General features: G+C 65.2%; 21 protein-coding genes and 1 pseudogene. 15 read left to right on the forward strand and 7 right to left on the reverse strand.

The annotated features are described in order from the left end of the window. The first annotated feature begins 16 nt into the window (after positions 1–16). Positions 17–1,453: an APC family permease gene (locus tag QXK92_RS10620; RefSeq protein WP_306241586.1), complete on the forward strand. Its 1,437-nt coding sequence runs from the start codon at positions 17–19 to the stop codon at positions 1,451–1,453. Between the two features lie 12 nt (positions 1,454–1,465). Here QXK92_RS10620 and QXK92_RS10625 read toward each other — a convergent pair whose 3' ends face one another. Next, on the reverse strand, positions 1,466–1,672 hold the full coding sequence (locus QXK92_RS10625) for a long chain fatty acid-CoA synthetase Faa4p (RefSeq protein WP_306241587.1): 207 nt from the start codon (positions 1,670–1,672) through the stop codon (positions 1,466–1,468). A gap of 149 nt (positions 1,673–1,821) precedes the next feature. Here QXK92_RS10625 and QXK92_RS10630 point away from each other — a divergent pair, with 149 nt between their 5' ends. From QXK92_RS10630 to QXK92_RS10640, 3 genes are read left to right on the forward strand one after another with little or no spacing between them, the layout of a single operon-like run. Continuing rightward, positions 1,822–2,565, forward strand: coding sequence for an alpha/beta fold hydrolase (locus tag QXK92_RS10630; protein ID WP_306241588.1), 744 nt, complete (start codon positions 1,822–1,824; stop codon positions 2,563–2,565). 38 nt (positions 2,566–2,603) lie between these two features. Next, the gene (locus tag QXK92_RS10635; protein WP_306241589.1) at positions 2,604–2,948 is read left to right on the forward strand and encodes a hypothetical protein; all 345 of its coding nucleotides are present in this window, start codon (positions 2,604–2,606) and stop codon (positions 2,946–2,948) included. Continuing rightward, the gene (locus tag QXK92_RS10640; RefSeq protein ID WP_306241590.1) at positions 2,945–3,325 is read left to right on the forward strand and encodes a PaaI family thioesterase; all 381 of its coding nucleotides are present in this window, start codon (positions 2,945–2,947) and stop codon (positions 3,323–3,325) included. The genes QXK92_RS10635 and QXK92_RS10640 overlap by 4 nt, the downstream gene beginning before the upstream one ends. Here QXK92_RS10640 and QXK92_RS10645 read toward each other — a convergent pair. Next, positions 3,310–3,648 carry a nitroreductase/quinone reductase family protein gene (locus QXK92_RS10645; protein WP_306241591.1) on the reverse strand — a complete coding sequence of 113 codons (339 nt, stop codon included), beginning with the start codon at positions 3,646–3,648 and terminating at the stop codon, positions 3,310–3,312. The two genes, QXK92_RS10640 and QXK92_RS10645, sit on opposite strands and share 16 nt — an antisense overlap. 54 nt (positions 3,649–3,702) lie before the next feature. Then, positions 3,703–4,179 (reverse strand): DUF1772 domain-containing protein, encoded by a 477-nt coding sequence (locus QXK92_RS10650; protein WP_306241592.1) that lies wholly within the window; start codon positions 4,177–4,179, stop codon positions 3,703–3,705. 105 nt (positions 4,180–4,284) lie between these two features. Here QXK92_RS10650 and QXK92_RS10655 point away from each other — a divergent pair, with 105 nt between their 5' ends. The 5 genes from QXK92_RS10655 (at position 4,285) to QXK92_RS10675 (ending at position 10,147) form a co-directional block, all read left to right on the forward strand. Then, the gene (locus QXK92_RS10655; protein ID WP_306241593.1) at positions 4,285–4,857 is read left to right on the forward strand and encodes a TetR/AcrR family transcriptional regulator; all 573 of its coding nucleotides are present in this window, start codon (positions 4,285–4,287) and stop codon (positions 4,855–4,857) included. A 108-nt stretch (positions 4,858–4,965) separates the two neighbouring features. Next, positions 4,966–5,424: a hypothetical protein gene (locus QXK92_RS10660; protein WP_306241594.1), complete on the forward strand. Its 459-nt coding sequence runs from the start codon at positions 4,966–4,968 to the stop codon at positions 5,422–5,424. Positions 5,425–5,515: 91 nt separating this feature from the next. Beyond that, positions 5,516–8,710, forward strand: coding sequence for an AAA family ATPase (locus QXK92_RS10665; RefSeq protein WP_306244334.1), 3,195 nt, complete (start codon positions 5,516–5,518; stop codon positions 8,708–8,710). A gap of 52 nt (positions 8,711–8,762) precedes the next feature. Further along, complete coding sequence (gene rnhA / locus QXK92_RS10670; protein WP_306241595.1) at positions 8,763–9,227, forward strand: ribonuclease HI; 465 nt, start codon at positions 8,763–8,765, stop codon at positions 9,225–9,227. Between the two features lie 116 nt (positions 9,228–9,343). Next, a complete protein-coding gene (locus QXK92_RS10675) occupies positions 9,344–10,147 on the forward strand; it encodes a DUF1906 domain-containing protein (RefSeq protein WP_306241596.1) in 804 nt (267 codons plus the stop codon). Between the two features lie 24 nt (positions 10,148–10,171). Here QXK92_RS10675 and QXK92_RS10680 read toward each other — a convergent pair whose 3' ends face one another. Next, positions 10,172–11,035: a bestrophin family protein gene (locus QXK92_RS10680; protein ID WP_306241597.1), complete on the reverse strand. Its 864-nt coding sequence runs from the start codon at positions 11,033–11,035 to the stop codon at positions 10,172–10,174. A gap of 222 nt (positions 11,036–11,257) precedes the next feature. After that, positions 11,258–12,679, reverse strand: a complete 1,422-nt coding sequence (locus QXK92_RS10685; RefSeq protein WP_306241598.1) for a DUF2252 domain-containing protein — start codon at positions 12,677–12,679, stop codon at positions 11,258–11,260. A 125-nt stretch (positions 12,680–12,804) separates the two neighbouring features. Here QXK92_RS10685 and galT point away from each other — a divergent pair, with 125 nt between their 5' ends. The 3 genes from galT to QXK92_RS10700 all read left to right on the forward strand — a co-directional run bounded on the left by galT (position 12,805) and on the right by QXK92_RS10700 (position 16,247). Continuing rightward, positions 12,805–13,902 (forward strand): galactose-1-phosphate uridylyltransferase, encoded by a 1,098-nt coding sequence (gene galT, locus QXK92_RS10690; RefSeq protein ID WP_306241599.1) that lies wholly within the window; start codon positions 12,805–12,807, stop codon positions 13,900–13,902. Next, the gene (locus QXK92_RS10695) at positions 13,899–15,002 is read left to right on the forward strand and encodes a galactokinase (protein WP_306241600.1); all 1,104 of its coding nucleotides are present in this window, start codon (positions 13,899–13,901) and stop codon (positions 15,000–15,002) included. Before galT ends, QXK92_RS10695 begins: the two co-directional genes overlap by 4 nt. A 108-nt stretch (positions 15,003–15,110) precedes the next feature. Next, on the forward strand, positions 15,111–16,247 hold the full coding sequence (locus tag QXK92_RS10700; protein WP_306244335.1) for a cellulase family glycosylhydrolase: 1,137 nt from the start codon (positions 15,111–15,113) through the stop codon (positions 16,245–16,247). A 128-nt stretch (positions 16,248–16,375) separates the two neighbouring features. Here QXK92_RS10700 and QXK92_RS10705 read toward each other — a convergent pair whose 3' ends face one another. After that, positions 16,376–16,633, reverse strand: coding sequence for a DUF3297 family protein (locus tag QXK92_RS10705; protein WP_306241601.1), 258 nt, complete (start codon positions 16,631–16,633; stop codon positions 16,376–16,378). Between the two features lie 222 nt (positions 16,634–16,855). Here QXK92_RS10705 and QXK92_RS10710 point away from each other — a divergent pair. Beyond that, a pseudogene (locus QXK92_RS10710) lies at positions 16,856–17,065 on the forward strand (hypothetical protein); the annotation flags it as partial. A gap of 19 nt (positions 17,066–17,084) precedes the next feature. Here the strand turns inward: QXK92_RS10710 and QXK92_RS10715 are convergent. Beyond that, positions 17,085–17,768: a TetR/AcrR family transcriptional regulator gene (locus QXK92_RS10715; RefSeq protein WP_306241602.1), complete on the reverse strand. Its 684-nt coding sequence runs from the start codon at positions 17,766–17,768 to the stop codon at positions 17,085–17,087. Between the two features lie 227 nt (positions 17,769–17,995). Between QXK92_RS10715 and QXK92_RS34075 the strand changes: the two genes are divergently transcribed. Continuing rightward, positions 17,996–18,334 (forward strand): hypothetical protein, encoded by a 339-nt coding sequence (locus tag QXK92_RS34075; protein WP_371934504.1) that lies wholly within the window; start codon positions 17,996–17,998, stop codon positions 18,332–18,334. After that, on the forward strand, positions 18,262–21,030 hold the full coding sequence (locus QXK92_RS10720) for an MMPL family transporter (protein ID WP_371934548.1): 2,769 nt from the start codon (positions 18,262–18,264) through the stop codon (positions 21,028–21,030). Before QXK92_RS34075 ends, QXK92_RS10720 begins: the two co-directional genes overlap by 73 nt. Positions 21,031–21,127 lie beyond the last annotated feature (97 nt).

Consider the following 21,127-nt stretch of genomic DNA (forward strand, 5'->3'; position numbering starts at 1 on the left):
GACTCAAGGGGGCTCAATGACCGAGTTTCGCGAGGAATACGGCTACGAGCCCGAGCTCAAGCGCACGCTGGGCTCCTTCCAGGTGTTCGCGGTCTCCTTCGCCTTCATTTCGGTGGCGGTGGGCATCTTCGGAACCTACGACGACCTGTTACGCAACTCGGGCCCGGTGGGAATCTGGACGTGGATCGTCGCGGCGGTCGGTCAACTGCTGATCGCGTTGGTGATCGCGCAGTTCGCGGCGCGCATCCCGCTGAGCGGTTCGTCCTACCAGTGGGGATCCCGGCTGGCCAACCCCAAGATCGGCTGGTTTTTCGGCTGGCTCACCTTCTGCTATCTGATCACCGGGTTGATGGCGATCGACAGCGCGATGGCGAGCACGTGTCTGATGCCGTTGTTCAACGTGGCGCCCGATGAGGGCACCGCGCGCCTGATCACCGTGACGGTCATGGTGATTCAGGCCGTGCTGGCGATCGCCTCGACACGGCTTGTGGCACTGATCAATTCGGCGGCCGTGGCGATCGAGTTGTCCATCGTGGTGGTGTTGGCCATCGCGCTCGTGGTGGCCGTCTCGGTGACGGGGAACGGCTCGGTGGGCAATCTGACGTCGCGCGGCATCACCGAGGGGGCCCCGAATTACTTCGCCTTCGGCGGCGGGTTGATGGCCGTCATGATCGTGGGCCTGGGAACGCTGGTGGGCTTCGACTCTGCGGCCAATATGGCCGAAGAGGCCAAGGACCCTTTCCGCAGTGTCCCGCGCGCCATCGTGGGATCGGTGGCGGCCGCCAGCGTGCTCGGCCTGCTGTTCCTGATCGCATTGACGATCGCCATCGACGACATCCCGCATGTGTCGGCCGCCGGTTCACCGGTGGCGATGATCATGCACGATCAGCTCGGCACGGTGACCGAGCGAATCTTCCTGGTCGCCATAGCGATTGCCTTCTTCGGCGGTGGAATGGTCACGCTGACCAGTTGCTCGCGCATGATTTTCGCGATGTCGCGCGACGATCGTTTCCCCGCGCACCGGCTCATGCGACGGGTGAATTCCCGCACCCAGACGCCGATTCCGGCGACCGTCGTGCCCGTCGTCATAGGAATCGCGGTGCTGGCGGTGCTGCCGGGCGACGCCCTCTTGGAGCTCATCACCTCCGGCACCGTGTTTCCGGCACTGACGTACGGCATGATCGTCGTTCTGTATTTGGGGGTGCGGAAGCGACTCGATCGTCAGGAGGGAGCCTTCGACATCGGGCGGTTCGAGCTACCGATCGCGATCGCTGCGCTCATCTGGTCGGTCTGCGCGCTGGTCATCCTGCTCTCCCCCGACGCCGCAACGGTCCCGATGATCATCGTGGCCGGCCTGCTCGGCACGGGCGCCCTCTACTTCGGGTACATGATGATCTTCAACCGCGAGGTGCTCGAGCACGAACCCGGAGACCTCACCGTCTTCTCGCACTGACGAGGGGTCAGGTCAACCGATCTCGTTGGCGACCCACACCGCGACGTAACCGATGGGAATGCCGGTCTTGCGCGCGATGCACTGCCGCGCTGCGAGTTCTACTGCCGACCGGCGGGCGGCCCGGGCGAACCCGTCCACCTCGGGTATCCGGATCAACCATCCGTCGGCGTCCCGGGTGATGTCGATGTCGAAGCACTGGCCAACCGTTACGCAGTTCATACGCTGTGTACGACCTCTGCGCGCGGAATGTGGGCGGCGCAGAGTGGGCTGAAGAGGCATAGGTGAGTTCCTGAGTCGATGACGGACCGCGCGCAAGACTAATGCGACTTGGGAGTAAAACCTAATCGGAACCCGTCGAAGGAGGCAGCGTGTCGATTGTTCTGGTGCATGGCAATCCGGAGACGGACGCCCTCTGGGGTCCGCTGGTCGAGGCGCTGGGGCGCGAGGACGTGGTGCGGCTGTCCCCGCCCGGATTCGGCGCTCCCCTGCCGGAGGACTTTCCGGCGACCTACCTTGCCTATCGTGACTGGCTCGAGGGCGAGCTGGAGCGGATCGGCGGCCCGATCGACCTGGTCGGCCACGACTGGGGTGGCGGGCACGTGATGAATGTGGTGATGCACCGCCCTGAGCTGGTCCGCAGCTGGGCGAGCGACGCCGTCGGCCTGTTCGATGCGGACTACGTGTGGCACGACATGGCCCAGGTCTGGCAGACGCCCGGTGACGGCGAGCAACTGGTCGACACCATGCTGGGCGGGACGGTGGCGGACCGGGCCGCCCAGATGGGTGCGCTCGGCATACCACCCGACATCGCCACCTCGATTGCCCGCGAGCAGGATGCGGCGATGGGCCGGGCGATTCTGGCGCTCTACCGCTCGGCCCAGCCCGCGATGGCCGAAGCGGGACGCGCACTCGAGAACGCCGCAACCCGGCCCGGGCTTTCGTTGCTGGCGACCGACGACCCGTACATCGGCGGTGCAGAGACGCGGCGCCGCGCGGCTGACCGGGCCGGCGCTCGCACCGCAGTGCTCGATGGCCTCGGGCACTGGTGGATGGTGCAGGACCCCGCCCGCGGCGCGGCCGTGCTGACCGAGTTCTGGAATTTGCTGGACTGAGCGCTGCCGACTCGCGCCGAGGCCTTACGCTTCGTCCCGTGGGGAAATATCTGGTGCTGTATTCGTCGGCCCACCGAACCGGCCAGGAACTTCGGTGGCGCCTCGCCGAGGACGCCGATGCCACCGACGTACGCCGTCGCCTCGACAAGGCGCAACCAGGCGAATTCGTTACGGTCCCCGTGGTTCTCGAGGACGAACTGGACACGCTGCTACTGCGCGTGCAGCCCCACCATTTCGGGGCGTGGCTCGTCCTCGACCTGCCGGAGGCACAGCGCTCGACCGCCCCACTGCCCGCCGCACGCGCCCGAGTGCCCGACTTTGGGCAGATCTTCCGCGATGCGGCCGAGGCGGTGCGCGAATCCACCCGCCAGCAGCGCAAGTGACGCAGCCCGCGGTGGGGAGTCATTTTGCTGCGTTCCTGGGTTTTCGCTACGTGCCGTCCGAGGGGCAGGACGCGATTGTGGAGGCCCTGCCGTCGGCCGAGCACTGCAACGAGCGCGGCACCATCCACGGCGGATTCCTTGCGGCTCTGCTGGACACCAGCACCGGCCTGGCGGTTCACTCTGCGCTCGCTGACGGAGTGGCGGCACCGCACTTCGACCTCACCATCCAGTACCTGCGACCGGCGGTTCCCGGGACCCTGTTGACCTGCACAGCACGCACGACGAGGGTCGGCCGCCGCGTCGTCGCCTCGGAGGCGGAGGTCTTTCAGGACGGCAAGCTGATCGCCCGTGCGATCGGCAGTCACGCGGTCGTCTGACCCAGCCGAACGATGACGGTGACGCGGCCGTTGTCGTCACGGGTGGCCACCGCGTGCCCGGCGCGCGCGATCCCGTTGAGTCGCAGGGTCAGCGGGCCGCCCTCGCCGAGAAAGTTGCGCCACCACGTCTTCGTCTGAGGCAGGTTGGCGTGGATGATGACCTGTTCACCGCTGCGCCGGTAGGCCACCGGGATGCTGAACTCGCGCCCGGACTGCCGCCCGGTGTAGGTCAGCATTGTGATGTTGCGATTCACCAGCCCGCCGAATCGGCGCGAACCGGCCGCCGCGGCCACCGGCGCATTGATCAGAGGTGCGGCCCGCATGAGAAGGCGCCCAACGGTTTTCGGTGCGTTTATCATTCGGGTGCACTTTCCCGATCAGGCGATCATGGCCAGGCACAGCGCGACGAGCGCGAGTCCTTGCAGTAAGGCGCGTGCGTCGATGATCCGATCCCAATCAGCCTGCAGTGCTCGCAAATTCGGCAACACCCGGCCGTCGTCGGCGGCGGCGGTGAGCTTTCGGTTGATCGGCGCACTCACGCGCAGGTATAGCAGCAGCCAGGCCACCAACAGCACCACAGCCACCCCGGCCGAAATGGCCTGGGTCCACTGCGCGGCCAGTGCGGCGAAAACGGTGCTGACGGCGGCCATGGCGACACCTAGCACCCCCGGCACGGGCATCCGCCGGTCACCATAGCGGTGCACGAATCCACTGACCGCGGACAGGGCCCGGTCGTCAACTTGGGCCAGCGCCGGTCGCAAGACGATCGCGCAGAACACATCGGTGCCGTAGACCACCCCGTTGCCGACTACGGCGAGCAACGCCGCAAGTTGTGCGAGTTGGGAAAGGGGCATATTAGGCACTCCTCGTATCGACGCTAGACATGCTAGCGATGCTAGGTAGCGCATCCTGGGCTGTCAATAGCGACGCTATTAGTTCTAGCGATGCTATCGTCGGGTATGTCAGCTGAAGATCGCCGTAGCCGCGAGCGAGCCGCACGCCAGCGGCTGATCGTCACCACCGCGCGGCGGCTGGCGGAAACCGAAGGCTGGGACGCCGTTACTACTCGGCGGTTGTCCACCGAGATCGAATACAGCCAGCCCGTGCTCTACTCGCACTTCACCAACATGGACCAGCTCGCGCGGGCTGTCGCTCTGGAGGGGTTCAGCGAACTAACCGAGAAACTGCGCGCTGCGCGCTCGGGCGCGGAGGCCACCACCGACGCGCTGAGTCGACTCGCGGACGCCTACGTGGACTTTGCTCGCGAGAATCCCGCGCTCTATGACGCGATGTTCACCCGCACGACCACCCTGCACTTCGCCGACGAAGACACCCCGCCCGAACTCGTAGCAGCCTTCGCCGAGTTGCGCGCAGTTGTCGCACCACTGGCCGAGCACGGAGACGCCGACACCCTCGCCGAAGTGCTCTGGTCGGCGCTGCATGGACTGGTCAGCCTCGGCGGCACTGGCCGGCTTCGTGCCGATTTTGAGGCCGAACGCGTAGCGCTTCTGATCGCTCAGCTCTCCGGATAAATCCGGCCGCTCCCCGCGCCCAATGCCGATGCATGAGTAGGCATGAAAAGCCCGGCACCGGGTAAACACCTGTGCAATAGACGCCTTGCAGAACCGGAGGACAGCGCAGTGAGGTGGGTGTTGGGTGTGCTGGGCACCGCGGCCGTGCTCGGAGCACTGTTCGGACTGTCGCTGCCGCTGTCGCTGCACGTCGTCGATCGCAGTGGCGCACCGATCGCCTGTGGCACCGGATTCCACCCCGACCATCGCCGCGCAGCCCGCGAAGACGACGTCAATCAGGACCTGCACGCCAGCTTCGGCGCACCGTACGAACTCAGCGATTACACCGATCAATGTGACGCACTGGTAGCCGCCCGGCGCAGCATCTCGCTCGATGTCATTGCCGTTGGCGGCGCGTTGCTGGCGACCACGTGCCTGCTGGGTTTGCGCGCAGGCGGATACCTGGACCTCTCCCGCGCCGGTCGACCGGGGCAATGGGTCGGCGCCAGTGCCTCGCAGCCGTCCGTCCCCTACTGCGATGATCTGCACCAAGCCCTCGGCACCATCGGCATCCGCGTCCAGCACTGAGCCGAGGCCCGAAGGCGGCGATTGGACGGACACCGCCGACACCCGGTGACACCATATTGAGGTGGGCCCCAAGGTGGACGACGGTCGCGGTGTGCGGACGGCCGCGCTCCGGTCGTGCGGGTCGTGTGGGACCCAGCTCTCGGCGAACGCCAAATTCTGCAGTGAGTGCGGTACGCAGGTCACGCGCGTCGGCCCGGCGGCTCAGTACAAACAGGTGACAGTGCTCTTTGCCGACGTGGTGCGCTCGATGGACATCGCCGCCGCCCTGGACATGGAGCGGTTGCGCGAGGTCATGACGGAGCTGCTGGTGCGCTCGGCCGCGGTGGCACGCCGTTACGGCGGCGGGACCGTCGAGTACACCGGTGACGGCTTGATGGTTATCTTTGGCGCCCCAGTTGCGTTGGAAGATCACGCTTTTCGCGGGTGTCTCGCTGCCCTGGCGATCCAGAAGGAAGTCGACCGACTGGCGGCGGGGGTCGCGCAGCGCGACGGCGTGGCACTGCGGTTGCGGGTGGGCATGAATTCCGGCCGGGTCATCGTCGGTGAAATGGGTGCGTCGACGTACGCCGCCACGGGTGAGACCGTCGGGTTCGCGCACCGGATTCAGTCCGTGGCACCCCCGGGCGGAGTGATGTTGTCCGAGGCGACCGCGCGGTTGGTCGAGCGCACGGTGCAGCTGGCTGAGCCCGAATGGGTGCAGATCAAAGGCGTCGACGACCCGGTGCGCGCCCAGCGACTTCTCGCAATCGACCCGCGCGATGGCCTGGTCGGGCGCGTCGAGACCAGTCTCGTCGGGCGGCGCTGGGAGGTGGCGGCCCTCGACGCGATGCTCGAGCGCACGATCGGCCGGCGCGGCGGGGTGATCAATGTGGTCGGACCGCCGGGCATAGGCAAGAGCCGACTGGCTCGAGAGGCTGCGGCCTTGGCGGCCGCTCGCGGGGTGGAGGTGTCCTGGGGATTCTGCGAATCTCACGCCCGGGATATCCCATTTCACGCCCTGACCCGGCTGCTGCGTGCGCGAACCGGCGTGGCCACCCTGGACGACCGGGCCGGCCGTGCCCTTTTGCGGCGGCAGCTGTCCGACGCGGACCCGCAGGACCTGCTGCTGCTCGATGACCTGCTTGGCATCGCCGACCCGGATGCGCCCTTGCCCCAGATGGACCCGGACGCCCGGCGGCGGCGGTTGACCGCGTTGGTCAAGGCTTATGCGCTGGCACAGACGCGACCGGTGCTGTTGATCGTCGAGGACGTGCACTGGATCGACGCGGTCAGCGAGTCGATGCTGGCCGACTTCCTGGCGGTGACTCCGCACACTGCGTCCATGGTGCTCATCACATCCCGCCCGGAGTATGCGGGGGCACTTCTGGGGGCGCCGGGCGCTCAGACCATACCCGTTGCGCAACTGAGTGATTCGCAGACCACCGTGCTGCTGCAGGAGCTACTGGGGTCGGACCCGTCGGTCGCACAGCTCACCGCGGTGATTGCCGAGCGCGCAGCCGGAAATCCGTTTTTCGTCGAGGAGATGGTGCGCGAGTTGGCTCAGCGCCGGGTGCTGGCCGGTGACAGCGGTGACTACACATGTGCCGCCGCCGTCGGCGAGGTGAGCGTGCCGGCCACGGTAGCGGCGACAATCGAGGCCCGCATCGACAGCCTGAGCCAGGCGGCGCGGCGGACGCTGCACGCGGCGTCGGTGATCGGAGCCCGCTTCGGGGCGGAGCTGTTGTCCACCCTGGGTGTCGAGGCGGAGTACGACGAGTTGCTGCGCGCCGAACTCATCGATCAGATGCGACTCGGCCAGCGCCCCGAATATGCCTTCCGCCACCCGTTGATCCGGTCGGTGGCCTACGAATCGCAGCTGAAGTCCGATCGCGCCGAGTGGCATCGGCGCCTGGCAACCGCCATCGAAACTGGTGCGCCGGGTTCGGCGGACGAGCATGCGGCGTTGATCGCCGAACATCTGGATGCGGCGGGCGAGTTGCACGGCGCGTACGCCTGGCACATGCGCGCCGGCGCGTGGTCAACCAACCGCGATCTCGTGGCGGCCCGGCTCAGCTGGGAACGGGCAAGCCGGATCGCCGATGCGTTGCCGGCCGATGACCGCGACCGGCTGGTCATGCGGATCGCGCCCCGGACCATGTTGTGTGCCACCGACTGGCAGGCCCGAGAGGCTCAGGAAAGCCAGGAACGTTTCGCGGTGTTGGGTGAGCTGTGTGAGGCGGCCGGCGACAAGGTGTCGCTGGCCATCGGCATGACCGGGCCTGCGACCGAGCACTGCTATGCAGGGCGCACGCAAGCGGCGGCGGCTGTTTCCTCCCGGCAGATGGAGCTGCTCGAGTCGACCGGTGATACCACCCCGGCCATGGGGCTGGTAGGCATCGCGTTCGTCAATTGGATCGGGGTCGGCGCGTTCGACAAGATCATCCGGTGGTCGCAGATCGTCATCGACCTGGCCGGCGGCGATCCCGGCAGAGGCGCCGGCTTTGGTGTGGCCTCACCCTTGGCGATCGCGTCGGCGTGGCGTGGCACCGCCCGTTGGTGGCTGGGCCGTACGGGATGGCGCGAGGATCTAAACGACGCCATGACGATTGCTCAACGCAGCAATGCTGAGACCTTCTCCGGAGCCTCCGCGTGGGCCTACGGTTTCGCGCTGCAGTACGGGGTCCTGCGGGCCGAAGACTCCGTGGTGCGACTGAGCGAGGACGCACTTCGGACGGCCCGGGCGGCCAGCAGCGATCGCGCCATGGGTCTGGCCACCTACACGTTGGCTGTCGGACTTCTCAATCGAGACGCCGCCGCCGAACGGCAGCGGGGCCTGGAACTGATGATGCAGACCCGCGACATCTGGCTGCGCAAGCGAGCCCTCTTCCTCATCCCCGTCACCGACATGTGGGCCGCTCGCGAAACGTCACTTCGCGGCGACCTCGCAGCCGCGATTCCGGTGATGCGTCAGGCGGTCGGGGAGTTGCGCCGGGCGGGACACCTCTTCTACGGCGTATGGGCCGCCGGCGTCCTGGTCCAGACGCTGCTGCAGCTCGGGGCGGAGGATGATCTGGTCGAAGCTCGAGAGGCGATCGACTGGTTGGCGAGCCTGGGGGCCGAGGGCGATTCGGCGATCCTGGAGGTCATGCTGCTGCGACTGCGTGCGCTGCTGTGCCGAGCCGTCGGCGACCAGGGCGTCTACCCCGACGTGGCGGAACGGTACCGCGCAAGGGCGACGGATTTGGGCTTCGAGGGTCATATGGACTGGGCGAACGAGATGCTGCAGGTCGGCCCGGCCGGAGGTTAGCGCATCGCGAGTCGGGCGCCCGATCGCGCGGCGCAGTGCCTATTCTCAGCGCATGGTCGACACCGTCAGCGACATCGTCGTCATCCACACCGACGGCGGGTGCAGACCCAACCCCGGTCCCGGCGGGTGGGGTGCCGTGCTGCGCCAACGGCACCACGTCCGCGAAATGTACGGCGGTGAGTCCACTGCGACCAGCAACAACCGGATGGAACTGACGGCGCCGATCATGGCGCTGGAGGCGCTCACCCGCGCGGTGGAGGTCCATCTCTATACCGACAGCACCTACGTCCGCAACGGCATCACGAAGTGGGTTCTCGGCTGGGAGCGCAACGGCTGGATGACCGCCGCCAAGCAGCCGGTGAAGAACGTCGACCTGTGGATGAGGCTGCAGGCGGCGTGCGCGCGACATCGAGTCGAGTGGTTCTGGGTCAAGGGGCACGCGGGTGTCGCCGACAACGAACTCGCTGACCAACTAGCCACCCGGGGTTTGCAGGAGGCGATCGGCCTGGCTCGGTGAGCGGGGCTGAGGATAAGCGGCCCTGTGGCTCTGGCCGGTGAACGACACGGACCGATTTGGTATCAGCTGTCAAACGCCACTTCTGTTAGCAACAGTCACATACTTAACATCGCGCGATGCAGGACTTGTCGTTTCAATTTTGCCTCCGGCCGCCGCGCCCCCTTGCTCGCCGTGACGTTTTGCGCTACGCCGTCGCGCTGTCCGCACTGCCAGGGCTGTCTGCGGCACTCGCCGCCGTTCCTGCTTCTGCCGCCGCCGCACCCAAGCTGATCGACTTCGCCATGCATCAGATTGCAGCAGAGCACATCAAAGCTGCCGGCTACTCCGGGGTCATCAACTACGTCTCACTCTCGCGTCCCGGGTCGTCCTTCGGCGCGAAGCCGATCACCCGGCCCTACGCCGAAGAGCTGACCGCTGCCGGTCTGATGATCGTGAGCAACTACCAATACGGCAAGCCGGGCGGGACGGCACAGTCGGACTTCAAGCGGGGGTTCGAGGGCGGCGTCGACGATGCCCGCACCGCGTGGAAGCTGCATACCGCCGCGGGTGGCGGCCAGAGCGCCCCGATCTTCTTCACCATCGACGAGGACATCAACCGCGACACGTGGAACAACGTGGCGCTGAAGTGGTTTCGCGGAATCAACTCCGTGCTGGGCGTGCAGCGCACCGGTGTCTACGGCGGCATCGCCGTGTGCCAGTGGGCGGCTGCCGACGGGGTGATCGGGAACTCGCGCACACCCGGCAAACGCTGGGCCTGGCAGACCAAGGCCTGGTCGGGCAGCAAGATCGACCCCGCCGCGGTCCTGTACCAACGGGTGGTCAGTACGGCGTCGAACCCGGGCCCGAAAGTGGGGGGACAAGAAGTGGACGTCAACGACGTGCTTGCCGCGGATTGCGGTCAGTGGCACCTGCATCGCTGAGCGCGGCACGGCGACCGGCAGCTCTTAAATGCCCGCCTGGGCGTAGATGTTTTTGTGGATGGTTTCGCAGATGTCCTCGAGGGGAAGGTCATTCGCGTCATGCCCGAAGGGGCTCTCGATTTCGACGCCGATTTCCTCGATGCCGAAAAATGTGTACGCGATGATAAGGACGTCGACAATGGTCGTCCAGCCGAAGGTGTCGACCATGGCAAAGGGCAGGGTGAAGCAATAGAGGACTAGCGCCCGGCGCAGATGAACGGCGTAGGCGAAGGGCATCGGCGTTTTGTGAATTCGTTCGCAACCACCGAGGTAGTCCACCAGGAGCTGAATGTTCTGGTCCATCGACGTGAGCATGATGTCAGAGATCAGGCCCCGCTCGTGCGCTTCCCGGAGGCAACCGGACATGTTGCCGGCAACAGCGAGAGCGGGATGCTGGGCGTTGATCGCCTCCTGTACCTCCGTGGGCGGAAGTTCGGGGATTTGTGGTCCGAGGCCTTCGGTACCGCGTAGGCGGTGCATGGCCGCCCAGGCAAAGGCAGCTGTCCATCGGGTGAGTCGGGCGACCAGCGCTGGATCCCCTGAGATGTATACGCTGGCGCTGCGGACGAGGTTGCGTGATTCGTTCACGATCCCGCCCCACAGCTTGCGCCCCTCCCAGAAACGTTCATAGCTGGAGCTGGTGCGAAAAACCAGAAGGAGACCGAGGGCGAGGCCCATCAGTGTGTGCAGCTGGATGGGCATGCCGACCGGTGCGACATATGTGTGAAAGGCGACAACCGCCGCCGACCAAGCGACGCACAGGGAGACCCGACCGATGATCTCCCGGACCAGCGAGCCGCGGATGTCAAAAAAGTGGTCCAGCCATTTGTGCGAATCGTATTCAATCATGGTCTATTTCGCGTTGTTGGGATAAACGGAGTCAGCAAGCGTGGGTTCTTCGGGTGCGTTCCATGGACTGCTACGACGGGACAGCTATGGCGCGATCCAACTGCGATCATGCCGCTTCCGCGCCGCCGCCGGATGGTTTCAGATTTCGGTGTCTGGCGCAACACCTTCCACCTCGTGGTTTCGCGAGTCCCACGCCGTTCTCTCCAACGCTTGGTGACCTGGCTAAACTCCGCGTTCAACTGGCAGCAATCCTCGATCGACGGCGCTGACCAATGCGGCGTGGTCTTTTTCGGTCTGATCGGCGTAACGCCGCGCGAAGGTGCACAGCGCCTTGTCGACCCGGGCGGAACTCCCCAGGTAACCGGCAATCATCGAGGCGCCGCTTGTCCTGGCGTGCCCCTTGGCCAGAAGCTGACCCACCACTCCGGCATAGTCAGCCAGCGCGGCCGCATCGATCGCCTCTAAAGGTATGCTTCCCTTCATGTTTCGGAACTGGCGCACGTAGTATTGCAAGCCGCCCATCGTGGTCCAACCCAGCAATGGATCGCTCACCGTCTGCAGTGACTGTTGGTATTCCACCACCCGTTGCCCCTGGTGCGCGTGCCATGCAGATTCACCGTGCACGTAGCGCGCAAGCACCGATCGACGAGCTTGCTTGAGCTGCAGAAAAACTACGTCCTCTTCCGACGAGCCTTCCAACAGCGCCACGTAGGCGCGCAGGCCGACACTGCCCACCCCGACGACCTTGTGTGCAACGTCGACCAACGTGTAGCCACCGAGCACGCGTCGCCAGTACGACGGCAGGGTTTCGACATACTCGTCGAGTGCTTCCGCCAGTAACGCGGATTCACCGGAGGACACCCGGGTGATCAAAGGTGGTTCCTCGACAATCTTCCGCTCGCCATCGACCTCATGGGTGAAGCGTGGCAACGCCCGGTCGCCGGTGCGGTGGCGTGCCCGCTTTGCCGATCTCACGACCTGTTTCCTGAGCCGACCTGACGTCTCGGCCGCCAGCCTGTCAACATCAAGCCTAACGAAAGACCTTGTGAATAAGGGCAAGTCGGCAAGCCGCCGCACTTCGTGACGATACGAAGCCACGCAGGACCGCACGGCATCGCAGCAGTCCTCTTCCGACGTCCCGTTCTGGCGCCCGGCCACCCAGATGCTCGCGGCCAACCGTCGCAGGTCCCACTCCCAGCTGCCTGGGTGGGCCTCGTCGAAGTCGTTGAGGTCGATCACCAGATCCCGCTCAGGAGATGCATAGAACCCGAAGTTGCCGACGTGCGAGTCACCGCACACGACGGGTGTGATACCGGTTGCCGGCAGATGCGCGACGTCCTCGGCAATCACCACGGCAGCGCCGCGCAGAAATCCGTATGGCGAGTCGACCATGCGGCCGACCCGGATCGGGATCAGCCGGTCGTCCCTCCCCTGGTGACTCATGTTGACCAGTTCCACGGGGTCGGGACGGTCGGAGGGCGCCGTCCAGTCGGCCAGCGACTTGCGCGGCACACGCTTACGCAGACTCTTCCCAAGCGCGTAGCGCTCGGCCCGTGTTACCGGTCGCTGCCGCAACGACCGATACGCGGCGGCGTCGGCGTCGGCGAGTACGGTGTGCACGCCGGCGCCTGCATCGCGATCCATATCGGCTAGATACCCCGATCGTTACGAGGTAAGTCCAGCAAAACCTGGCGAACGCTGACCCCGGTGCCATCGGGGCTGCGTCATCCACATCGGCCAAGCTAACCTTCAACGTCGTGGAGTCGCCGATGCGGGCAAAGCTGGCCGATGGCCGCGACTTGCTGTTTTTCTCGTTGCCCGGGCACCGTCCAGCACCGGTTCCGGATCGCCGGCCTTTGCCTCCGCAAGACCCCGACCAGTCGGAGTTGCGCTTCGACCGGTCAACCGGACAGTGGGTGATCATCGCCGCGCTACGCCAGGGCCGCACCTACAAGCCGCCCGCCGACCAGTGCCCGCTGTGTCCGGGTCCGACCGGACTATCCAGCGAGGTGCCCGCCCCCGACTATGACGTGGTCGTTTTCGAGAACCGGTTCCCGAGCCTCTCCGGCGCCGCACGGTCTACCCCGGCGTCACATGCCGCACGAATCCTGGCGCCTGCGGATGGCGGCTTTGTGTCCGCGCCGGGACACGGTCGATGCGAGGTGATCTGCTTTTCCAGCAAACACTCCGGGTCGTTCGCGGATTTGGAGCCGGCCCATGCCCGATTGGTCGTCGAGGCGTGGCGGCACCGCACCGCTGAACTGATGGCCGAACCGGGCATCGAGCAGGTGTTCTGCTTCGAAAACCGCGGCGAGGAAATCGGGGTGACGCTGACCCACCCGCATGGTCAGATCTACGGCTATCCCTTTCTGACGCCGCGGCTCACCGAGATGCTGGGTCAGGCACGCGAATTTCGGATGCGCCACGGCGGCAACCTCTTTGCCGACCTGTTGGCGCGCGAGGTGGCCGACGGCAGTCGCGTAGTGGCGCGCACCGAGCACTTCACCGCATTCGTGCCGTTCGCGGCGCGCTGGCCGGTTGAGGTACACCTCTACCCGAACAGGTTGGTGCGCAGTCTGGTCGATCTTGAGGACGACGAACTGGACGGGTTCGCGCAGCTCTACCTCGATGTCCTGAAGAGATTCGACAACATGTACGCCCCCACTCCGCTGCCCTACATTTCCGCCCTGCATCAGTTCACCGCGACTGAAGCCCAAGCCGACGGCTACTTCCACGTCGAGTTGATGTCGATCCGGCGCAGCGCCACCAAGCTCAAATACCTGGCGGGCTCCGAGTCCGGGATGGGGGCGTTCATCAGCGACGTCACGCCCGAAAGCGTGGCCCAGCGGCTGCGGGAACTCGGATGACGGTCCGCTTCGCCGCACCCGGGCGGATCAACCTGATCGGGGAGCACACCGATTACAACCTCGGCTTTGCACTGCCTATTGCGCTACCGGAGCGCACCACCGTCTCTTTCACCCCCGACGACAGCGATGCGATCACGGTCAGCAGCGATCGCGCGGACGGCTCCGTGCGCATTCCGCTGGGTACCGCACCGACTGACCCCGAGAGCTACATCGAGGGCTGGGCCGGCTACATCGCCGGGGTGATGTGGGCGCTGCGTGAAGCCGGCCACCCGGTGCCCGGCGGCGCGATGTCGATCACCAGCGACGTGCCGATCGGATCGGGCCTGTCTTCGTCGGCTGCGTTGGAGTGTGCGGCGCTGGGGGCGATCGCGTCGGCCGCCGATGCACACATCGACCGAATGGAACAGGCGCGGCTTGCGCAGCGCGCTGAGAACGACTATGTCGGCGCGCCAACGGGTTTGCTTGACCAGTTGGCATCGCTGTTCGGTGAACCGGCCACCGCTGTGCTGATCGATTTTCGCAACCTCACCCTCACGCCAGTCGCATTCGACCCGGACGCTGCCGGCGTCGCGCTGCTGCTGATCGACTCCCGAACACGCCACCGTCATGCCGGCGGAGAGTATGCCGCCCGACGCGCATCGTGCGAGAGAGCGGCCCAAGATCTCCAGGCGTCATCACTGCGTGAGGTTCAAGACCGAGGACTGTCGGCCTTGGCCGCGGTGACCGACCCTGTCGCTGCCCGGCGTGCTCGTCATGTGCTGACCGAGAACCGCCGGGTGCTTGACTTCGTTGTTGCCCTGGGTGATTCGGATTTCGCCCAAGCCGGCCGGATCATGACTGCCTCCCACGTGTCGATGCGTGACGATTTCGGCATCACCACCGAGCACATCGACCTGATCGTCGACGCCGCCATCGATGCCGGGGCTCTGGGTGCCAGGATGACCGGCGGCGGCTTCGGGGGCTCTGTGATCGCGTTGGTGCCGATCGACCGGGCGGATATGGTCGGCGAGGCGGTGCGCCGGGCGGCGTGTGACGCCGGGTTCGTGCGGCCGGTGATCACCCGAACCCGGGCTGCCGGGGGCGCCGGGGCGCTCGGGTGAGTATCCGGAAGCATTGGCGCCCTAGTACCGTCCATGTCAGCGCACCTCAAATGGTGGAAATCGTTTAAAGCTGCGCAATCACCTCATCCGGGGAACTATCGTCAATTCGTGCGGCGTCGAATGGTGCTGAAGCTGCCGGCGCTGCTGGCGGCGGGGCCCACACTGACGCGCGCGCCCCGCGCCGCCGCACAGCAGAGCCGGTGGTCGGCTGACCGGGCCAACCGTTGGTATCAAGCGCAGGCCTGGCCCGTCGGCGCCAACTACATCACCTCGAACGCCATCAACCAGCTCGAGATGTTTCAGGCCGACACCTTCGACCCACAACGCATCGATGTCGAGCTCGGCTGGGCCCAGCTGCACAAGCTGAACACGGTGCGGGTATTCCTGCACGATCAGCTCTGGGCCCAGAATCCCTGGGGCTTCCGAATGCGTCTGGCGGAGTTTGTCACCATCGCGGCGAAACATCGCATCAAGCCGATCTTCGTCTTCTTCGACTCCTGTTGGGATCCGTTCCCGAAGTTGGGCCCGCAGCGCGCACCGACGCCCGGCGTGCACAATTCCGGCTGGGTGCAAAGTCCGGGGGCTCAACACCTCGACGACCTGGACTACCGCCGCACGCTGCACGACTACGTAACGGGAGTGCTGAACCAATTCCGCTCCGACGATCGCATTCTGGCTTGGGATCTGTGGAACGAACCCGACAATCCATCGCGTGCCTACCGCAAGGTCGAGCGGAAAGACAAGCTGGAGCGGGTCGCCGACCTGCTCTCATTGGTATTCGATTGGGCACGTTCGGTGGATCCCAGTCAGCCCTTGACGAGTGCCGTGTGGCAAGGCGAGTGGGGAAACCCTAACCGCCGCAGCACAATTGCCAATATCCAACTGGACAATTCCGATGTGATCACATTTCACAGCTATGACCGGCCAGCGGCATTCGAGGCTCGGATCGCCGAACTCTCCCCGCTGGGGCGGCCGATGATCTGCACCGAGTACCTGGCCCGGACGCTCGGCAGCACCGTCGAAGGAATATTGCCAATTGCGAAGCGCTACAACGTAGGTGCGATCAATTGGGGTTTCGTCGCCGGGAAGACCCAGACCTACCTGCCCTGGGACTCATGGGATCATCCGTACACGACGGATCCCCAGACCTGGTTTCAAGACCTGATCCACCCGGATGGAAAGCCGTACCGAGACAGCGAGATTCAAACCCTCGCCAAACTGAGCGGTCCCGACGGCCCGGGATGACCGCCCGGGGTGAGTGTCGATCCGAATGAGCGTAACGGTCGAAGGAAGGCGGCTGAATTGTTCACACCGGACGCGGCGTGAGCTTTACCTCTACGACACGTCGTGGTCGCCAGGATGGGGCGGTAGCGCTATTCCGCCGGGCGGAAATACGGTTCGACCGTACCGTTGAGCTTGACGACCATAGGATTTCCGCGGCGATCTTTGGCTGTGGGAACTTCAACACGCACCCAACCCTCGGCAACGTCGTATTCGTGAACGTTGGTTTTCTCGACGCCGTTGAAGCGAATACCCACGTCGCGGCGCAGGGCCTCTTCGCTATAGAACGGGCTGCGCGGATCAATGGAGAGGCGATCCGGCGGGACGTCTTTCGTCTGGTCCTCGGACATCATGGCTTTCGATAGATCCTGCGTTGAGTCATGGGCTGACCTGAGCCTAACCCCACCCTGTCGTAGCGGGTTGCGGGGAGCGGCTTGGAAGGCTGCCTCGGGGGATGACGACGGTATGCACCGTCAGATCAGCTGACCACCTCACGAATTCCGGCGCAGCAAAAAACCCGAAGGATCTGACTTCGGGTTTTTGTGAGTGGAGCTAAGGGGGGCTTGAACCCCAACGTAGGTGCGATCAATTGGGGCCTCGTCGCCGGGAAGACCCAGACCTACCTGCCCTGGGACTCATGGGATCATCCGTACACGACGGATCCCCAGACCTGGTTTCAAGACCTGATCCACCCTGACGGAAAGCCATACCGAGACAGCGAGATTCAGACCCTCGCCAAACTGGCCACCCCCGACGACGGCGGCAACCGCCGCCCAGGGTGACCGTCGCTCCGAACGACGGTCACGTGATCAAATGCTGGCCAGTGCTTTCCGGCCCCGATTTTCCTTTGCGCCGCGGCTTGAGTTGACGCCCCAGCTTCCCGCTGATGTCCGTGGTCGTCACGACGAGGGCAGTGATGAATTCGATGAGTTCGGTTCGGCTGACGCTGATTTGGTGTCGATACCACTGCGTGACGAGTTCAAGTAGACCGCTGATGACGGTCAACGCCGTCAGTCTGAGGTTTTCGTCGGTTCCGGCGGCGTCACCGAGTAGTGCGCGTGCTTGGCCGACCATGATCTGAACGAGGACATCGATGATCTCGTGGCGCCGTTCGACAAGCGCCTCGGCGGTCTGCAGCTCGATCAGCAGCCGTGGTCGCCGCGGATCCTCGTCGATGAACGCCAACACGAACTCGAGGACGGCCTTCGCGCGGGGTTGCAGTTCGGGTGGCGAATCGGCGACCGTTCCCATGATTCCGGTCAGTGCGCGGGTGAACTGGTCATCGAAAGTGGCGAGAAGTAGCGCCTGGCAATCGGGAAAGCTCTCGTAGAAGTAGCGGTCGTTGAGTCGCGCACGTGCACTGATGGCGCGTACCCGTAGGGTGCTCACACCGTGTTCGGCAATCGCGTCGAGGGCCGCCTCCATGAGTTGCCGGCGACGTTCTTCACGCCGTTGATCGGCAGTTCGGCCGCGATGGATGCTCATCGACGCGTCGACGCTCCTTTAACTCTGCGGACACGGCTTGCATTGCCGCGCCGATTTGGTGAAGAATATCACCAATTACTTTGGTGAAGTACTTCACCATCAGGGGGGTCGACAATGACACGGGATGACCAGCCGCTCCAAGACCCGCCAGCGTTGCGCGCGTCTCCCCCAGCTGAAGCACCGACGTCGGAGGTCGAAGTTCGGCTCATTGCCGGCGGTTTGGCGTGATGCGGTCAAACGGGAGGACAACCCTTGATTCGCCCCGAAGTGGCCCGACGGGCCTGAGCCCGCTGCGTGAATCCACCGGTGAGTACAGCGCTCGCCTCGCGGCGCTGGGTGCATTCGCCCTGCGGCACAAAGCGCTGGTGATCGGGGCGTGGATCGGTGCGGCGGTCATCCTGGACGTGGTCTTCCCCCAGTTGGAGACGGTCGTGCGTCACCAGTCGGTACAGCTGCTGCCCAATGACGTCGCGTCGTTTCGCGCCGTCGACGACTGGCGGCCGCGTTTGACGAGCGGGGCGCCAAGACCACGGTCGTCATCGCAATGGAAGACCCCGCAGGTTTGACCCCGTCGGCACGGCAGCGCTATGACACGGTTGTTTCCGCGCTGCGCGCCGATCAAGCGCACGTCCTGCTGGTACAGGATCTCCTGGCTGACCCCGTCACCCGAACCGGCGCGGTGAGCACAGACGAGAAAGCGTGGTTCCTTCCGGTCGGGATCGCGGGCACACTCGGCGACCCCAAGTCAGCCGCGTCGGTCGACGCCGTGCGCGCGACCGTCGCCTCGGTATTCCACGGATCTCCGACTACCGCGTATGTGACCGGGCCCGCCGCGACGTTTCACGATCAGATCGCCGCCGGCGAGCACGACGCACTGATCGTCTCGGTTGTCACCGCCGTTCTCATCGCGCTGATATTGCTACTGGTCTACCGATCGGTGTTCACCGCACTGCTACCGCTGCTGGTCATTGGCGTCAGCGTGGCCGTCGCCCGCGGTGTCCTCTCGGCGCTCGGTCAACTCGGTGTGCCCGTCTCACAATTCACCATCGCCTTCCTGGTTGCCATCCTGTTGGGCGCCGGGACCGACTACACCGTGTTCTTCCTCAGCCGCTACCACGAACAACGACGACAAAACGTCGACCCGGAACAGGCGATCGCCCACGCGTGCGGCAGCATCGGACGCGTCATCCTGGCCTCAGCAGCCACCGTCGCGCTGGCGTTCGCCGCAATGGTGTTCGCCCGTCTCAGTGCCTTCAAGGGTGTCGGCCCGGCTTGCGCTGTGGCCGTGCTGCTCGGATTTATGGCTACCGTCACGCTGCTCCCGCCGGTGTTGGCACTCGCCGCCAAGCGAGGTATCGCCGAGCCCCGCGCCGACCTCTCCCGCCGGTACTGGAACCGTGTTGCGGTCGTGGTGGTGCGGCGGCCGGGCCGAATGCTGGCCGCCAGCGTAGTGGCGTTGCTGGCTTTGGCCGGCGTCGTGGCCGGGATGCGGATCACCTATGACGACCGGGCAGGCCAACCCGCAAGCACCGGTAGCAACCTGGGGTACCAGCTGCTAGACCGGCACTTCCCCAAAGACACCGCCATCCACGAGTTCCTGCTCGTCCGATCCAGTACCGACATGCGCACCGCGAAGGGCCTCGCCGACCTCGACGAACTGGCGTCCCGGGTCGCGCAACTCCCCGGCGTGAAGCGTGTTTCCGGCGTCACCCGCCCCACCGGAAAACGGCTCGACGAAGCGCAATTGTCATGGCAGAACGGACAAATCGGCGACAGAATGGCTGGTGCGGTCGCCGACGGACAAGCCCACCGAGACGACCTCGCCAAGCTCACCAATGGAGCCGACCAACTCGCTGCCGGCCTCGGGCAACTCGACACCACGCTACGGCGCGCACTGGCTCCGCTGACCGGCCTGCTCAGCCAAGCCCAAAACGCCGGCCAGAATTTGCAGAACGCCCGTCCCCTGCTGCAACAACTCAACGCCACCGCGCCGGGTCTCGATCAAGCCGCGCGCAGCGCCGGAGGACTGCGGCCACTGGCCGAACAAGCCGCGACCGCTATTGCGGTCATCGAGCCCCTGGTCCAGAGCCTCGACACCTCTGCGTGGTGTGCCACTACCCCCGAATGCCTGCAGCTGCGCGACCAAACCCGGGCACTCGTCACGCTGCGCAACGGCGGATTCTTCGATCAGATCGTCGGCCTGAGCGACCAATTCAGCCAGAACACATCCCTGGCCAGCACGCTCACCGGCATCGAAAACGCCGCCACCACCATGCAACAAACCCTCGGCGCCGCAGGGAACCCCGCGGACCTCGTCGGCAACATCCACCGCCTGCAAGACGGCGTCAGCCGTCTCGCCTTCGGCGCCCAGGCACTGGCGACCGGAGTTCACACCCTGGCCGACAGCAACATCCAACTGCTTGGCGGCATGAGCCAGATCGCCACCCAGCTGCAGAACTCTGCACGCGCTACCTCCGGATCAGACGCCGCCTCTGGCTTCTATCTGCCACCAGATGCATTCGGCGACCGCCGATTTGGCGATTTGGCCCGCCAATTCGTGTCTCCTGACGGGCGCACGGCCCGGTTCGCCATCGCCTCGTCCTATGATCCCTACTCGGCCGACGCCATGGCCTTGAACCGCACCATCGTCGACACGGCCAACGCCGCCAGGCCCAACACGTCGCTGGCGAACACTGTGATCTCCATGGTCGGCTTTCCCGCCGTGAACTCCGACCTGCAAAATCTGCTGTCCACCGACTTCGTCCGCCTGGCCACCGCTACCCTGCTGGTCGTCGGGATCGTCTTGATTCTGCTGTTGCGCGCTTTGATCGCCCCGCTCTACCTGCTGGGCACCGTCGTGCTGAACTACTTCGCCGCCCTGGGGTTGGGACTTCTCGTGTTCCAGTATGGGTTCGGCCACGACATCGCTTGGCCCGTACCGGTTTTGGCCTTTATCTTGCTGGTCGCCGTCGGTGCCGACTACAACATGCTGCTGGTATCCCGACTCCGCGAGGAAACGACCAGCAATATGCGCGTCGGCGTCCTGCGCACCGTCGCCAACACCGGGTCCGTTATCACCTCGGCGGGAATCATCTTCGCCGCCAGCATGTTCGGCATGATAATCGGATCAGTCGGCATGATGATGCAAGCGGGGTTCATTATCGGTTGCGGCCTTCTGCTGGATACCTTCGTCGTCCGAACCGTCACTGTGCCTGCCATCGCCACGCTGTTACGTGAGAAGAGTTGGTGGCCACATCGATGAGGCCAGCTGAGGTCGGTCAGGCCTCCGGCGTCCTGCAACAAACGTGCCGATAGCAGGGAACCCAGTCGGCTAGATCCGACCCATCAGCAGTCGGTCA

Origin of the sequence: Mycobacterium sp. TY815, from assembly GCF_030755135.1 — a bacterium.
Classification (GTDB): Bacteria; Actinomycetota; Actinomycetes; order Mycobacteriales; family Mycobacteriaceae; genus Mycobacterium.

Bases quoted from the DNA above. Each gene is read 5' to 3' on its own strand.
- QXK92_RS10625 (WP_306241587.1), bottom strand. From the start codon at position 1,672: ATGAACTGCGTAACGGTTGGCCAGTGCTTCGACATCGACATCACCCGG.
- rnhA (WP_306241595.1), top strand. From the start codon at position 8,763: ATGGTCGACACCGTCAGCGACATCGTCGTCATCCACACCGACGGCGGG.
- QXK92_RS10680 (WP_306241597.1), bottom strand. From the start codon at position 11,035: ATGATTGAATACGATTCGCACAAATGGCTGGACCACTTTTTTGACATC.
- QXK92_RS34075 (WP_371934504.1), top strand. From the start codon at position 17,996: ATGCGGTCAAACGGGAGGACAACCCTTGATTCGCCCCGAAGTGGCCCG.
- QXK92_RS10620 (WP_306241586.1), top strand. From the start codon at position 17: ATGACCGAGTTTCGCGAGGAATACGGCTACGAGCCCGAGCTCAAGCGC.
- QXK92_RS10650 (WP_306241592.1), bottom strand. From the start codon at position 4,179: ATGCCCCTTTCCCAACTCGCACAACTTGCGGCGTTGCTCGCCGTAGTC.
- galT (WP_306241599.1), top strand. From the start codon at position 12,805: ATGCGGGCAAAGCTGGCCGATGGCCGCGACTTGCTGTTTTTCTCGTTG.
- QXK92_RS10685 (WP_306241598.1), bottom strand. From the start codon at position 12,679: ATGGATCGCGATGCAGGCGCCGGCGTGCACACCGTACTCGCCGACGCC.
- QXK92_RS10705 (WP_306241601.1), bottom strand. From the start codon at position 16,633: ATGTCCGAGGACCAGACGAAAGACGTCCCGCCGGATCGCCTCTCCATT.
- QXK92_RS10695 (WP_306241600.1), top strand. From the start codon at position 13,899: ATGACGGTCCGCTTCGCCGCACCCGGGCGGATCAACCTGATCGGGGAG.
- QXK92_RS10675 (WP_306241596.1), top strand. From the start codon at position 9,344: ATGCAGGACTTGTCGTTTCAATTTTGCCTCCGGCCGCCGCGCCCCCTT.
- QXK92_RS10655 (WP_306241593.1), top strand. From the start codon at position 4,285: ATGTCAGCTGAAGATCGCCGTAGCCGCGAGCGAGCCGCACGCCAGCGG.
- QXK92_RS10715 (WP_306241602.1), bottom strand. From the start codon at position 17,768: ATGAGCATCCATCGCGGCCGAACTGCCGATCAACGGCGTGAAGAACGT.
- QXK92_RS10645 (WP_306241591.1), bottom strand. From the start codon at position 3,648: ATGCGGGCCGCACCTCTGATCAATGCGCCGGTGGCCGCGGCGGCCGGT.